The organism is Paraburkholderia sp. BR10954 (genome assembly GCF_040965775.1).
GTDB lineage: Bacteria > Pseudomonadota > Gammaproteobacteria > Burkholderiales > Burkholderiaceae > Paraburkholderia > Paraburkholderia youngii.
Genome location: NZ_JBFRCK010000045.1, coordinates 24,713 through 39,286, shown reverse-complemented (window position 1 = coordinate 39,286; position 14,574 = coordinate 24,713). Strand labels below are relative to the sequence as shown.

Genomic DNA, 14,574 nt, shown 5'->3' with positions numbered 1-14,574 from the left:
TAAAGCCAGACCACGATAGCAACGGAGGGACGTGTTTTAATGGGGAGTAAAAATACAGGATTGTTCGGTCTGTCGAGCCGAACATGGTTTCGGACTCCCTGTTATCCAGGACTCCCCATAACACACGTAATGGAGCGCACTCCATTACGTGCCGACATCGCGCCTGCCCGAAGTGCCAGTCGCTCGCCCGTGCGCAATGGCTCGAACGTCGGCGCGCGGAACTCCTCTCATCGGTCGAGTACTTCCATGTTGTCTTCACGCTTCCCGAACCCATCGCTGCGCTCGCCTTGCAGAACAAGAAGACGCTCTACGATCTGCTGTTTCGCGCCAGCGCCGAGACGCTGCGCACGATCGCCGCCGATCCGAAGCACCTGGGTGCCGAGATCGGCTTCATCACAATCCTGCATACGTGGGGGCAGAATCTGCTGCATCATCCCCATGTGCATTGCGTTGTGCCAGGCGGTGGCATCGCCCCGGACGGCGAACGCTGGATCGCCTGCCGTGCGGGCTTCTTCCTGCCCGTGCGGGTGCTCTCACGGCTCTTTCGCCGATTGTTTCTCGAACAGCTGCGCCGCGCGTTTGACGCCGGCGCGCTGCGCTTCCATGGCCAGCTTGAGCCGTTGCGTGACCCGCGAGCGTTCGCCGCCTGGCTCGCGCCCGCTGCTCACGCGGATTGGGTCGTTTACGCGAAACCACCGTTTGGTGGCGCCGAACACGTGCTCGACTACCTGGGCCGCTACACCCATCGCGTCGCCATCTCCAATAACCGGCTGCTTGCCTTCGACGAGCGCACCGTGCAGTTCCGCTGGAAGGACTACCGGCACGAGGCCAGGCAAGGGACCATGACGCTCACGGCTGAAGAGTTCATTCGCCGCTTCCTGCTGCATGTGCTGCCCGAGGGCTTCAAGCGCATCCGCAGCTACGGGTGGATGGCCAACTGCCACCGGTCCGACAGGCTCGCTACCTGCCGGCAACTGCTCGGTGTCGAGGCTCCCGCCGCTGCGTCAGCCGAGCCCAGCGAAGACTACCGTGACCACTACCAGCGACTGACCGGCAAGTCGCTGCGCAACTGCCCCGTCTGTGGCAGCGGCCACATGCTCCGTATTGAAAGTATGCCCGGTAACCTCCCACGAGCCCCGCCAGGTTCCGTCCATGCGCACTAGTTGCCAATGCTCCTGTTTCTGTACACGTTTGCCTATCCCGACGAGGCAGGCGCGGCTGCACTCGTACCTTCGATTCGTCGCAGCACCCACATGGCACAAACGTCAAAGCGTTTGCCCGCGGCTCACTACATTTGTGCGTCTCTCGCCACGCCGGCGTCACGCGATTGTGTCGAGCACCAGTGCGATACCTCACCACGGACCTCGCAAATTACCGCAGCAGTCATGCAATGCCCATAGCGGTCACCGCCTGCGGAGCGGTTTAGTGCAAACGGTTTTTTAGTTACCGACCGCGGACTGATCTCAATCGGCCTGGTGACGCGCCTGTAGCCGCGATCGCTAACGAAAAAACGCTCTGCATTATCTTATGGCCAACGCAGGAAACGGCCTCAAGAAAACGCCGATCGTTCCTATTCCGCAGTTGCATAGGAGTGCCACGTATATTTTCAATATTTAACCGCGACGCCCAGCACATTGCCACGCCCGATGCGCGGTTGAGTTCCCATAGTGCGTGGGCGTCCGACACGTCTGTAGCCTCGTTCTAAGAGACGGAAACGCGGCGCTGAATGGCAGCGCGAGGCTTCACTGGACGGCATTGAGGTAATGCTTGATCGCAGTGACCCCTGCTATGTATTCGACGACTGCAGGAGCGTCCCGCTGCATGCGTCGGACATACAGTTCTAGGATTTCGACGGCAATTGGGCGGTCTGTTTGGATCTGGGCGGTATCCCGCACACCGCAAGATCTAGTGTTTCTACGACTCGGCAGCAGCGAAACCCGCGGGGTGCCGAACGGGTAATCGTCGCAGTTCGACGACATCCGCGGGTGGCAAACTGCCCTCTTCTTTGCAGGGCGGTTTGTGGCGAAGCGATTGGGAGCCGTTACGCGGACTGACGGTTAGTTGCAACTTCGCCCCGCCGACGTGGGTTGACACGTTTATTTACGCAGTTGAGACAGATGTAATACGTTCTACGCGAACTGCGTGGTCAATGGCAGCGCATGGCACCGTGTACTGTGCGGGATCGACTGTCGCTTCGGACTGACTGCGCAGTTCAACTTCTGGCGAATCACTCAACCGGTTTTGCGACGACCGAAATTTGATGACATGAACGGCACATCGGCCTGAAGGACAACTTGGGTATTAAATAGGCCTCTCGAAGCCGAGACAGTTTTAGGACCTTCAGGCGCGGACCTCATCGTGGCGCGGGGCGTGATCTCCACGATCGACGCCGGACAGATTTAAGCGAGCCTGCAATGACATCGAAAATCGTGATTGCAAAAATGGGGGCGACTACCATAGATTTAATACGTTCTACGTCACGGCCAAGGCGGAATGACAGCATCGGCTATTGCTCGCCGCTTGAATTCGAAAACCTGCTTGCGAAAAATCAACTCTCATCGCAACGCGAGTTGTCCACCGGCGAGCAGCGTCATAGTCGTACGGCTGCGGACAACCCGCGATTCAACGCTTTACGGAGGATCAGTACCGCATTAAACCCAACTGCAAATCTATCCGTTGAAGCGGTCATCCCTCAGCCCCGCAAAAGCGGCAGACCGCTTGCCTTCACGTTATTGGTCCGATCGTGAGTTCGTCTGGCGCCCAGGAAATGTGGCCGCAAAAACGCAACGACTCCTTTATTGGGCTCTTAGAAGAGCCCAGTTTGCCTCTCGTCCTGCGCTGGCGGCAAAGAGGCTCGGGCGCGCCGGGCCCCGCCGCGACGCGCGAGTCGGCGCACATGAGCTACGAGCTCGGCGCGCGCATCGTCGGTCACCAATACGAGTGCATAAAGCTGTACGCCGTCGGGCCTGCGTTCGGGGCGCGCCCGCAGCGAAGCGCGCAACGCGAACCGACGTGCGCGGTCAAGCAACTGCGCTCGGCTCATTCCGGGCCAGCACGCGGCGACGAATTGGGATACAGGCGCCGGGAGCGATTCAGGTGCGCAATTGGCGGGCAGCGCCAGAGCCACGAGTTCGAGGCGATAGGCCATGCGAAGCGAAGAAGTCCGGACCATATAATCTTGGCGGAAACTGTGTTGCGCGACAACGGTCTCGCTGCGCTTTTCATCAAGCAATAACGGTCTTGGAGAAGTCGCTCGTTACTAGGTCTAAGTCTAGGCGGCTCGCCTGGAACGACGTTGGTTCGCCCGCCGTCTGGTAACCACCCATAAGTAACAGTTATTCATCGCAGGCTAGGTCCGCTACAAATTACGTATCATTCACTACGATAGAATCAAACGGCGCCCAGACGCCATCGTTTTACGACCGCACAATCAGTTTTTGCCCTCCTTAGCAAAAATCCGCCGTGAAACAAATGCCGGAAACAGCGGGGAGGCATTGACGGACGGGGCTTCCAAGCAATTGAAAACAGTTTCGCAATGTTTCACGAAAGTACCGCGTCCGCCGCCGCGAAGTTTCGTGGCTCCCGGCTATAGGATTGGGCCCGTGAGAACGGCGTTCATTTAGTTATACCAGGTAAATTGCCACAATTAACCCAGTACCGATTTCTTTTTCCCACGGAACCAACCGCGCTCCAAACTTTCTGCCCCCTGCGCGACGGACCCACGCCGCAACTCTATCGCTGCCCGGGGCAGGCTCAGGAGAAGCGTTTATCCTGCCAAACAGAAACCCGTTGCGACGGAACGTGTGCCCCACGCGCTGCTGCGCAGTGCTGCCGTCGTTGCACGCAGGCATTGAGCGTCACGTTCCGCCCCGAATAGTCCTCGAGCACCGTCAATGATGAGCAGCGTCGTACGTTGTGCGGCCTAACCAGCTTTTTTGAAAGCCGTGTCCGAGAGCTTCTTGCGCTGTGGATGCTCGAAGCACGGTCGTCTGATAGCGGCTACGGGTGCCGCTTCGTCGATCAGGCCGTGGCAATGCGGGGTGTAGATAGCGGTGCACCTCAGTGTGACCAAGCTCGCGCAGACGCCTTGCTGATCTTTTGTCGGCCTCAGCGAGAATGCCCCTAGAAATTCTAGTATCCGCTGATCCACTGGTCGTGTTGCTGGCAGGCACTGACCGGCGCGATTTGTGTCGTTGTATCGCACGAGAGTCGAGGACCTGAGCCAAGTGACTTGCAGAAGGACAGCGACGCAGCGCTCGCGGACCGCTCGTCGCGTTTGGCCGGCTGTACCCGGCGACAAGCGGTCCGGGTGTAATGAAGCACGTCACGATGGAGAGATTGCGATGCTGTCGGAACTGCGGAGTCAAGCATCCGCCTGCACGCCTACGGATTCGGGGCTTGCTCCGGAGTGTCACCCTAGGGAGCCGATTCGCCCGAAATCATCGCGGACCGCGCTTGTATCACCCTGTGCGGCGCACTGGCCGCAGCAAGGCTGCATGCGATCGTGAGCTGGTATCGGCAAACTCAAGCAACGCTCGGCGTGCTTGCACTGATGCGGGAAAAGATGAGCAAAAACCTGATGGAGATCGGTGCGCACTCATCATCCGTGCCTTGGTGATATTCGAACGCATCGGCCGCGTGACAGCAGAGCTGAGCGGCACCCACGGATAAATCGTAGAACGGGCCATTCCAGGTTCCGAGTGATGATATCTCGGTGCGTGCGTATCTGTATCACTGGCCCGAATCGCGAGACGCCGCGTCCCTGTCAGAACGAGTTGGAGCGACACCTTCTCAGGTATGTATGCCGTGAGCACATCGCGATGTCGAGCATTGGGAGCCACGCGGGCGATCGCCACGAGGAGTTCAGTGCCAACTCGGATCTAGATGGGATCGGCAAGGGCAAACTGAGGCGTTCATTGCGGCAACGTCCGCTTGCCGGCCCGCTTTCGCCGGAGTTGCAGCGCTCTGGGGTGCTGGTGCTACTTGGTTCTCAGAGCCGCTGGCAGCCGTGCAGAATCTATCCAGCAAACCCTGGGTGGTAGGCGATCTCCTGGCTATCGGCCAGAATGAATGTCACATCGCCATCGACAAGACGCTGCCCCAGTTGCTCTAGCGTCGCTCCCCGCGCCAGACGGCATCCCCGCCCGGGTGTGTGAGCGTTACACCGAGCCAGCGTCCAGCCGCCCGCTGTTGCCGAAAATGACTGCGGTCGCGGCGCGTCCGAAAGGGAAGTCGACGTCTTGTGCACGCGCTGGGCGTTCGTGGCCACGGCGTCGTGCTCAACTTGACGGTCTGGCGCTTTTGTCGTCCGTCGTCGTGCGGAATACGGTCGAGGCAAAGGTAAACCATGTGGGTGACCGCGGGTTGCTCACCGGGGACAGGTTCGGGTCGAATTCGCTTTTGGACGTCCAGACCTCGACGGTCTCAAGAACACTCTGATGCTGTTGTGAAAGGCATCACGAAAGTCTGCCGGCGTCGACTACAACTTACGGTCTCTCGACGAGGCCCGTTGTCTACGTGGCTTTTCTTCCCGCTGGCGTTGTTGCTGGTAGGAACGCGGTTGGAAATGCTCGCCGGGCAGGCTGGGTTCTACGACCACCGTGTTCCTACTAGGAACACGCCGAGGCGACGGCACGGTCCGCTTCCGACCGGGCCACTGCCTGTCCCTACCAGCCGCTCAACTATGCTGGGTGACGGGACTTACCGGCCAATCGCTCGCGCCACCGCACGAGTCTCCGAGTCATTTGAATTCGGCCGGCGACATCGTCGCAGGCCGCGCGCTGGCGGCGCAAGCGTTGAGCACCATCACGAAGTCTTCTGCGACCCGAATAGGCCAGACAGCCGCTCGTGCTCTTGCTCCTTGCGATCGGCACCATGTTCGCAGTAGGGACACGGAGCTCGTGACCGCTCCCGGGCTCCGTACAACCCGCGGTCCGGGTTCGTCTCCGCCGCCGCTTTTCTGAGCTTCCGCGCGACGCCACCGTGCGCTTTCCTTGTGTTATCTATGATTTGTGTTCCCTGGACGACACGCGAAGATCTGACGGAGTCTCATTCCGCGCTCGTCGGGGTAGGTGCAACCGTGAGACCTAGTGAAATGACTCGCCGACCGAGCAGGGCGACCTGTGAACGTAGGCTGACAGACGTACCCTTTTCTTTGCCGGACTCCGGAGCAGCGTGTTCCTGGTAGGAACACGGTCAAGGGTAAGGTTCGGCGCCGTGCCATTCCGACGACAAAAGATGCGACCGTGAACTATCGCTTCTCACGCAACTGGGCACTTCGCAGTAAAACCCACCGTTGCGAGCGACGTGGGAAGCGTGCGGCCGCACATCGATTTTCGGTGCGCCTGATGGCGTCGCGGCGCTGGTCGACCGGACGGGCAGCTCGCTCCTCTTCGCCCGTCCAATGTGTTCCTACCGGGAACACGCACATCCGAAAGGCAGCGCGATACCAGACCTGCTACCCCCAGAGACCAGAACCCGTGTTCCTAGTAGGAACAGATCGCGTTCCCCTCGTCCCGGCGTCGGTGGTGTCCGGCGCCGTGCTTGGCGCTAAGACACGTCCCGCTGATTGCTCGATTCGATAGGGCGGAGCCGCTAGGTGAACACACGAAAAAAACCCCTCCGAAGAGGGGTATTCGCGTCCGCTCGTTACGATTACGGGATATCAGCGAACAGCTCATTTATCAGCGACCGGATGCGTTCCTCCTGTGCCTCGGTCAAGATGGCGCTCTTCAGCTTGACGGTGAAGCTCACTGAATCCTTCGTTATGCTGCCCGCGTGAGCCTTACCTGCATAGACCTTATGAATGTCCCGATTCGTGGTGGGCGGCGCGGCTCCGCGTCGGAGCATGGACCCCTCTAGAAGCTTCGCAAATTTACTCTGCTCAAGGCTACCGCTCACCAGTTGCCTCCAAAGATCCGCCGCGACTTCGGACGCCGACTGACCGAATTTCTTGAGCACCGTGTTGGTGTCGCTCGCGGCGTTACCGCTAAAGAGTCCTGGGCTCCGCTCGAGGTCTTCGAGCATGAACGTCGGAAGGTTCTCGAACGCCATGTAGCGGTAGAGCGAGCTGCGGCTAAGGCCCATCGCTTCCGCCATTTTCTTCCGGTCCGGAAACTCCTTCTCGGCCCGGCGCATCGCCTTCCCGATCTCGTAGTCGGTTAGGTCTTCCCGGCTAATATTCTCGGTCAGCGCCATGACGGCCATATCGGCGTCGGTGACATCGACAATAATGACCTTGATGTCTTCGAGTTCAAGCAGCTGATGCGCGCGCCAACGACGCTCACCAGCAATCAGCTCGAAGTATTCTTCGCCGTCCTGCAACGTAATGCGACGGACCAGTACCGGCTGCATCAATCCTACTTCCCTGATGCTCTCCGCAAGCTCCCGAAGTTTGGCTTCGACGAATCGGGTTCGAGGCTGCCAGGGATTTGGTCGAACCTTGGCTACAGGAACAACGCTCTGCGCCCCTTGCGCTTCAAGTTCTGCAATGCGCTGCTCAGCCTGAGTCAGCTTGGTCATCAAGCCAATGCCTGTTTTGGGCCGGTTGTTGTCCCCTGTCGGCTCTTCAATGTGCCTTTCCGCGGCCGGCACCAAATTCTGCGTGTTTGCCTTAAGGCGCTCGCGCATGTTCATTCTGTAGTCCCCCACTTGTTGGCGTAAAAATCGTCCATCCAGCGGCAATACTCTTCAAGAGGCTCGCGAATACGGGCAAGCGTCTTGTTGCCGCCCTCCCATTTCGATACATCGAAAACAGTCGATAACCCCACCGCGCCTGTGCTCATCACCGAGCTTGCCGGCACTTCGGTCTGGCTCATCCAGTGGCCATATGCTGCCTGCACCCAGCTGCGAACGATCGGGGCCGAGGAGGTCGAACTGTTGTCAACGCGCGAAAGCAGGATACTGACGAAGTCGAACTTCTTTTCGCTGTCGCCGCCTTCTCGGAAAGCCGGCGTCATGTCATTGAAGAGGCTCCAGAACGAGACCGAACTGATGAAGTCCAGACTTTCCGGAACCAGAGGCATCACCATGCCGTCCGCCGCCATTAGCCCATTGATCGTCAGATATGAGAGCGACGGCGCCGTATCGAGAATGATGTAGTCGTACTTCCGGCGCAGCGGCGCCAACCCGTCACGAAGAATGGACCAGAACTTGTATCCCTTCACTGTTTTTACTTGGGAGGGAATCCAGAACTCAGCCGCGAAAAGTGTTGGGTGGGCTGGAATGACATCAATCCCGTCCCAGTACGTCGGCTGCACAACGTCTCCGAGTTCGACGTCGTTCGGTTGGTAAATGAAAGGAAGTACTGTATCGTCCTCGCCCAACATCTTCTCCGCATATAGGCCGCACAGCTCAGTGAGCGACGCCTGCGGGTCCAGGTCGACCAGCAATACCTTGCGCCCGCGCAGGCTAAGCCCTTGCGCAATGCACATGGTGGTGGTGGTCTTGCAACTGCCACCCTTGAAATTCGAGGTGACAACGATTCGTCCCGCTGCTTCGCCTTTCTCCAGCAGCGGTGACCTTTTAATCGGAGAGACTTGCTGGACCCACGCCCGCGTCTCGGCAAGGCTGAAATTGCGGATCCGGCCATTGCCCTGGACCTCTCCTTGCGGGAGCGTGCTGCCTTCCCGAGTCGCTAGGTAGTGAAGCCTCGCGCGGTCGATACCGCACATCTCCGCCACCTGAGTAGACGTGAATGTCGGAGCATGCTTCCGCGGATTGGGCGTCAGAATGTCCTTCCTCAGGTCGCGCGTTAGCTGATCGAGTTTCTTCGAAAGTTCTTCCACGCCGTCAAGAGTGACGGTTCTATTGAGTTCGGGAAATTCACTCTTCACTAGCATATTCAACGCTCCCCTCGAAATTCTTGATGTTGCGTAGAATAAGCGATGGAGGGAAAAACTTCATCCTTTACTTTAAGTTTTTGAAAAAAACCGACGCGTCAGAACGCGCTGTAGAGGCTTGAGAGGGTCCCGCCCATATGCTTGCAACGGCGGAATGATGATCCTCGCCAGCAGCCCATAACCCCCATCCCTGGAGCTGACCCAAAATCAAACGGGCGATGTAAGGCGTTTGAAGTCGCAGAAATCGCAGAAATGGCGTATTCAAAAGCGCAAGTCCTCGTTCGGTGAGCTTCCAACGGACCAGCGGTTCCCCGATGTGCTCTTCCATAGAAGGGCAAAGACACCAAGATTGTTGTTGCAGAACGTTCGCCCAACTCAAGGTCACTAGGATTGTGCGATGTCCCGTGCACGGGGAAGGCAAAGTCACCGAAATTGTCGGCTTCAGCCATTTTGCAGGCTATCTAAACGGCGGTACCCATGCTAAGGCGTACAATTCTTGTGACCTTTCTCGGCTAAGAGAACGCGCAAACGCCCCTTGGTCGCGGCTTTTCTGCAAACACAGGGTGTACTACCAACAATTCCGGTGACTTTTCGTGCCTCGTCATAGGCGCTCCTACAATTCTGGTGACTTTGCCGCCGGAGGTATTGGCGTCAGCAACCGCTCACGGGAGGCCCCAGACCATTGCAATTCCCAACGGCATCAATGACTTAACATGCATTCGCCCCGGCAATTTCTATTGCCGCAGAACTCCACTCGGATTGCAGAGGCTGCCGAGCGCCACCGCGCGGACCTCAAGCGGCAGATCTCCACAATTTCGGTGACTTTTCGCCCAGACCATGTCTCACGTCGATCCTACAATTTCGGTGACTTTGCCAAGTTAAGGGCCCTCAAGATCGCGGAGGGATCTGCAATCTTGGTGGACCTTGCCACGCCACACACGACAAGTCCACTCGCGAACCCTTGACGCAACAGGGGTCTTGACGTACGCAGTGTGCGCTGACGGAAACAACTTTGGTGACCTTGCCGGGGCCAAACACTGCCCGAGATCAGCCTCCGGCAAGCCTGACGCGTCCGTCGGAACAATTTTGGTGACCTTCTCCACAAATCCGGTGACCTTTCGATATCTGCGCCCGGCTCTTGAGACAAATTGAGTGACCTATCTACACCGAACGATGACCTTGCCGCACAATCCCGGTGACCAATCGAGCCGCTGATGTGACCTTTCCAAGCTAAGCTCTTGATTCTATTGGGTGCGGTATGACTAGTATGTTGGTTTAGTTTTCTTAAAGACACTAACTACCAAACCAAACCGCCGCCAAATTCGCTCGGCCAAACACATACTCACAATCGCGATTGCTAACGCCGGTCTCTTGAAAACGGGGGGACTGAAAGGTCACCAAAATTGTGCTCCTGCCGCCGGCGACCCTCGGTATTTGTCTGCGCTCGGCCCCGCTTGTCTGGCACCCCCAACTGCTGCAGAACGCGCATGTTGCGGCGGGAACAACTTTCTGTCAGGCAAAGTCACCGAAAATGTTTTGACATTTCGACCTTACCAGGTCACGCTCCGGCCCAGACCAACTGGAGAGGGTATGGATAGCGCGGCGCATCAACTGGCTCTGGCCTTGTTTGAAGACTACACGGCCAGAGGCGAAAGCATTGTTGCGGCACCCCATGATCTGGGCTTCCGGCGAAGCAACGCTTTCGTCAAGATCGTCGACCTTAGCCTCGCGGCCCGCCGTCTTGTCGATGTTGCGTACTTCCTGGTCGCGGACGACCCTGAGATTCGCAAGGAGTATCGTGTCGATTTTGGGCTCTTCAAATGGTTGATGTGCACGACGAGCGAAAACCGGCGGCACCTCACCAAGCTAATTCGCGAAGCCCAGAAAGCCGCGATCGAGCTGACCGAAATCGACGTCGCGGACCCCACCAAAGAGCGCTGGGGTTCTGTCCCTTTGATGGGCTCGGCGTTTGTTGACGACGGTGAGTTCACCTTTGAATTGGCGGAGCGGCTTCAGCGAGCCATAAAAAATCCCAGTGCATCGCACTTCCTGAGTCTCCGCTACGTTTTCAAGTCTATTCACTCGAAGGTTCTTTACGACCGGCTCCAGCCATACATGGCAGACGGCGTGACGCCGTGGTTCGAGGTCACCGCCATGCGCGCCTTGATGGGTTGCGAGACCAAGACCTACGACCTGTTCAAGCACTTCCGCAGCAAGGTGCTCGAGACCGCGATGACGGAGATCCTGGAAGTTACGGGCATTCGTATCGACATGCTTACGCAAAACGTTCCGGGGTCCAAGCGCATCGGCCAACTACGCTTCAGGTTGCAGGGACAGCGCCAAGGCGATGAGCAAAAGACAGCGCTCGTCGTGCTTAAATCGCTTTACGACACGCTGCGCACGGAGTTCGCACTCAACAGGGCGGAGTTCAACGAGATCATTGCCAATCGATCGACGTACACCGATGACCGCATCAACCAAGCCATCGAATACACGCGACATATGGCTGCCCGGGGGAAGGTTAAAGTGCGCGCAGGCGGTTATTTCATGAAGGCCTTACGCGAGGACTACCTGCTGGGCACCATCGACAAGGACATCCATCAGCAGGCTCTGGCGCTTGAGTCCACTCAGCAGGTAGCGCGGGAGGACGCCGACACACGGGAAGCCCAACTGAGCGCCGCGGCGAACGACAAAAAGCAAAAGGAAGTGGCACTTGGCTGGGACCACTACAACACGCTCGCTCATGAGGAACAGGAAAATGTGGCCGCAGAGTTCGCGACAAGCCCCGGCGCAATACTCATTGCGAAAGTGATTAAGGCGGAGCCGAAAGACTTGCTCGCGCAACTTACAGATCCAAAGGTGTACAGCGCATTCGGCTCCTTCGTTGCCGGCAAGATATCGCGGAAGGCGAAGGCCGCGCGAGTGTCTAAAGCGGCCGTTGTCGACGAGGCGTGAACCTGCAGCAGGAACCTGCTGTGCGCCCGCTTACCGACAAGGTATAGGGCCCGCGACCAATGTTCATTTCTCCAGACAGGGATGCATAGGAGGAATGCGGCTTCGCTCGGTCAATCAAATGCGCCCGCATAGATTTCAAATGAGTTCAGCTGCGCGTCGCAGCCTTCTTGGGTGCAGAGAGAGCTCCTGCCCGGTGCTTCCAGTTGTAGGTCGCAAGCAACGCGTTGAGGATCGCTTCCAGTTCTACTATCCGCGGGGCGATCTGCTCGTAATTTGGCACGTCGAGGCGTAAATATTTTTTACCGGGAATGATCCTTACCCGCACGCCTTCGCGCACGACTGGCTTTCCAGTGGTAAGCACGGTAAACACTTCCTCAAGCGAACAATTCGCAGTGACGTGCGCCGTTCGACGAGCAAGTTCTGATTCGCCAAGCTGGCGAGTAAGCGTTTGAAGCGTCTGAATATTTCGAAAAGATAACTTTCTATTCCTGAATACTTCAAGCACGGCTTTAGGAAGTCGTGCTGCACCTACCATCCTCGACACTTGCGGATAGGAGATGTTCAGTCCGGTGGCAATGGCTCGTAAGCTCGGCCACAGCCCCAGTTCAAGCACTGAGAGATAGAACTCACCAATGGCGATTACGGAAGCCCGTGTTGCGCGCAACTGCTCGTGCAACGCGATGGCGGCTTCGCGGCGAAGCGTCATGTCGTTGTTGTATTCCATGTTCTTTGCCTGCTCGTTAGGAACCGATCTATCTGAGACAGCAGCAATTGGACGCTGAAGGCGTTCCTTGGTTACCGTTTCATTGCACCAGTGAAAGAGGTGTCTGAGCCGGCTCAGACACCTCTCTTCTACACGCCATGCAATAACTGAAATGCGTTCGGGAATAAGGCATTGAAAATAAGTGGAAAACTGCGCTCACATGCAATCCAACCTTGTTGGCTAGTCCCCCTGCCGACTGTGAAACGCGTGAAACAGCGATGGGAAGATGCTACCGCCTTACAGGAAAACCGATTTACCCAAAAGCTCACGAATTTCTGCGTCATTTCACCTTAGGTCCCTGAGCCGGCTCGGCCGTCCGTGACCCTCTTTAAGCGGCGCCGAAAAGCGGCGATAAATCGCATCTCTTTCGCATGATCGGCTTCCACCCTGGGCTGATTCAATTGAGTCGGCCCAAATGGATCGACCGTCATGCCCCTGTTCCGCAGCAAGAAGCAAATCGCCCTTTCCACCGCGCCTGGCGGTTACTCAAACGATGACCCTGAGAAGATCATCTTCGACATGGGTGCGCGTCTGCGTACTGAAGCCAATCACTGGAAGACGTTCTGTTTCATCCTGGCCTTTATCGCTGGGGGCGCGGTCTATACGCGTAATCCCCCGCCGTCGGTCGTCAAGGCATATGGCGTTTCGTCCGACGTCAACGGCCACCCAGTAGTCGCCCAACTGGCCGCATACAAGCCCGACGACCAGGCAATCCGCACTTCGCTGCGGGAAACCGTTGAGCGCTGGTTCACGATCGAACCGGTCCTCACAGACGATATCCAGACGTCCCGCATGGCAAAGAACATCAACGGCATCAAAGCCATGATGGTTGGCAATGCGCGCAATCAGTTCGGCGACTGGGTCAAAAGCGACGCTCCATTCCAGGCAATCACCCTGAATCCGAAGCTGGTTCGGGAGGTGCGCGTCACCAACGTTGCACTGCTTGAAGACTCGACCGGCGTCGTTGAATTCACAACCAGCACGACGCAGTCGCCTACCGACAGGCCCGTCGTCCAGAAATACGCCCTGACGATCCGCTATCAGATCGTCCCACCGACTTCCGAAGACGCACTCGGTTCGAATCCATTCGGAATGTTCTATCCGTTGTTCTCGATCCAAAAAACTCAATGATGATCGCCTCCCGCACGCTCGCTTTGTGGGCGGCCGCTTTCGCATGCGCGGCTGCCGTTTGCCCGGCTGTGAATGCAGCGAAGAAGGGCGTCGTGGCCCCGGCCGCTTCGTTTGACCTCGCCACAGCAATGAGCGACCCGATGAGCCCGGTGAATCCCTATAACGCCGGTTCGGACCCGATCACCATGCCGGGCGATGCTCGGATGGTCGTGTTCCCCTATAGCCGCGATCAGATCTACCGGATCATGACCGCGCCGCTGAAGAACACAACGATTGAGCTGGCGAAGGGCGAGCGCGTGACGACCGATCCAGCTATGGGTGACTCGATACAGTGGGTCATCGACACCGATGGCGAGAATCACCTCTTCGTGAAGCCGGTCAAACCCGGCCTCGTCAACACCCTTCACCTGACCACAAACCTGCGCGAGTACGACATGACGCTCGTGTCGTCGCCCATGGGTGGCCTGTTTTATCAGACCGTGCGCTTCAGCTACCCCGGCTCTGTCATGGCGAAGGTCCGCGCGCGCGAACAAGCGGTCGTTGGCCCCGAGGGCCACGGTGACGATTCCGAGGGCCGGACGGATTCGGGCCCAATTGGCGTCTCGCCCGACAAACTCAACTTCGACTATACAGTCTCCGGTTCGGCGTCCTTCCGTCCCGAGACCGTGTTCGATGACGGCAAGTCGGTATGGCTGCGCCTGCCCGCCAATGCACCGTTTGCCGTGCCCCTCGTCAAGGATCACGGGGATGTCGTGAGCCCGAACTTCATCCGGCGCGGCCAGTACATCGTCGTGCAGGAGATAGCCAACCAGATCGTGCTGCGCGCCCCGAATGAGGAAGTGACGATCAAGCGCGGCCGCGCAGGCCTGTTCGGCTTCTGAGGGG

General features: G+C 58.0%; 7 protein-coding genes and 1 pseudogene. 5 read left to right on the top strand and 3 right to left on the bottom strand.

Features of this window, described 5'->3' with window-relative positions; all coding sequences use genetic code 11:
- Window positions 1-140 precede the first annotated feature (140 nt).
- Both AB4Y34_RS36415 and AB4Y34_RS36410 read left to right on the top strand, forming a co-directional pair.
- Window positions 141-1,163: pseudogene (locus tag AB4Y34_RS36415) on the top strand (IS91 family transposase); the annotation flags it as partial.
- Window positions 1,164-2,896: 1,733 nt separating this feature from the next.
- The gene (locus tag AB4Y34_RS36410; RefSeq protein WP_176369390.1) at window positions 2,897-3,235 is read left to right on the top strand and encodes a hypothetical protein; all 339 of its coding nucleotides are present in this window, start codon (window positions 2,897-2,899) and stop codon (window positions 3,233-3,235) included.
- 3,419 nt (window positions 3,236-6,654) lie between these two features.
- Here AB4Y34_RS36410 and AB4Y34_RS36405 read toward each other — a convergent pair.
- Together AB4Y34_RS36405 and AB4Y34_RS36400 are read right to left on the bottom strand one after the other, a co-directional pair.
- The gene (locus tag AB4Y34_RS36405) at window positions 6,655-7,635 is read right to left on the bottom strand and encodes a ParB/RepB/Spo0J family partition protein (protein WP_176369391.1); all 981 of its coding nucleotides are present in this window, start codon (window positions 7,633-7,635) and stop codon (window positions 6,655-6,657) included.
- Window positions 7,632-8,840, bottom strand: coding sequence for a ParA family protein (locus tag AB4Y34_RS36400; protein WP_176369392.1), 1,209 nt, complete (start codon window positions 8,838-8,840; stop codon window positions 7,632-7,634). Before AB4Y34_RS36400 ends, AB4Y34_RS36405 begins: the two co-directional genes overlap by 4 nt.
- 1,590 nt (window positions 8,841-10,430) lie before the next feature.
- Here AB4Y34_RS36400 and AB4Y34_RS36395 point away from each other — a divergent pair.
- Complete coding sequence (locus AB4Y34_RS36395; RefSeq protein WP_368718766.1) at window positions 10,431-11,795, top strand: replication initiation protein; 1,365 nt, start codon at window positions 10,431-10,433, stop codon at window positions 11,793-11,795.
- Window positions 11,796-11,940: 145 nt separating this feature from the next.
- On the opposite strand, the gene AB4Y34_RS36390 is transcribed toward AB4Y34_RS36395, so the two are convergent.
- Window positions 11,941-12,519: a hypothetical protein gene (locus AB4Y34_RS36390; RefSeq protein WP_176369395.1), complete on the bottom strand. Its 579-nt coding sequence runs from the start codon at window positions 12,517-12,519 to the stop codon at window positions 11,941-11,943.
- A 468-nt stretch (window positions 12,520-12,987) separates the two neighbouring features.
- Between AB4Y34_RS36390 and AB4Y34_RS36385 the strand changes: the two genes are divergently transcribed.
- Together AB4Y34_RS36385 and AB4Y34_RS36380 are read left to right on the top strand one after the other, a co-directional pair.
- Window positions 12,988-13,689: a type IV secretion system protein gene (locus AB4Y34_RS36385; protein ID WP_176369396.1), complete on the top strand. Its 702-nt coding sequence runs from the start codon at window positions 12,988-12,990 to the stop codon at window positions 13,687-13,689.
- Window positions 13,686-14,570, top strand: coding sequence for a TrbG/VirB9 family P-type conjugative transfer protein (locus AB4Y34_RS36380; protein WP_176369397.1), 885 nt, complete (start codon window positions 13,686-13,688; stop codon window positions 14,568-14,570). The genes AB4Y34_RS36385 and AB4Y34_RS36380 overlap by 4 nt, the downstream gene beginning before the upstream one ends.
- The last annotated feature ends 4 nt before the right edge of the window (window positions 14,571-14,574 follow it).

Coding starts and splice junctions, on each gene's coding strand:
- AB4Y34_RS36410 (WP_176369390.1), top strand. CDS start 2,897: ATGAGCTACGAGCTCGGCGCGCGCATCGTCGGTCACCAATACGAGTGC.
- AB4Y34_RS36405 (WP_176369391.1), bottom strand. CDS start 7,635: ATGAACATGCGCGAGCGCCTTAAGGCAAACACGCAGAATTTGGTGCCG.
- AB4Y34_RS36400 (WP_176369392.1), bottom strand. CDS start 8,840: ATGCTAGTGAAGAGTGAATTTCCCGAACTCAATAGAACCGTCACTCTT.
- AB4Y34_RS36395 (WP_368718766.1), top strand. CDS start 10,431: ATGGATAGCGCGGCGCATCAACTGGCTCTGGCCTTGTTTGAAGACTAC.
- AB4Y34_RS36390 (WP_176369395.1), bottom strand. CDS start 12,519: ATGGAATACAACAACGACATGACGCTTCGCCGCGAAGCCGCCATCGCG.
- AB4Y34_RS36385 (WP_176369396.1), top strand. CDS start 12,988: ATGCCCCTGTTCCGCAGCAAGAAGCAAATCGCCCTTTCCACCGCGCCT.
- AB4Y34_RS36380 (WP_176369397.1), top strand. CDS start 13,686: ATGATGATCGCCTCCCGCACGCTCGCTTTGTGGGCGGCCGCTTTCGCA.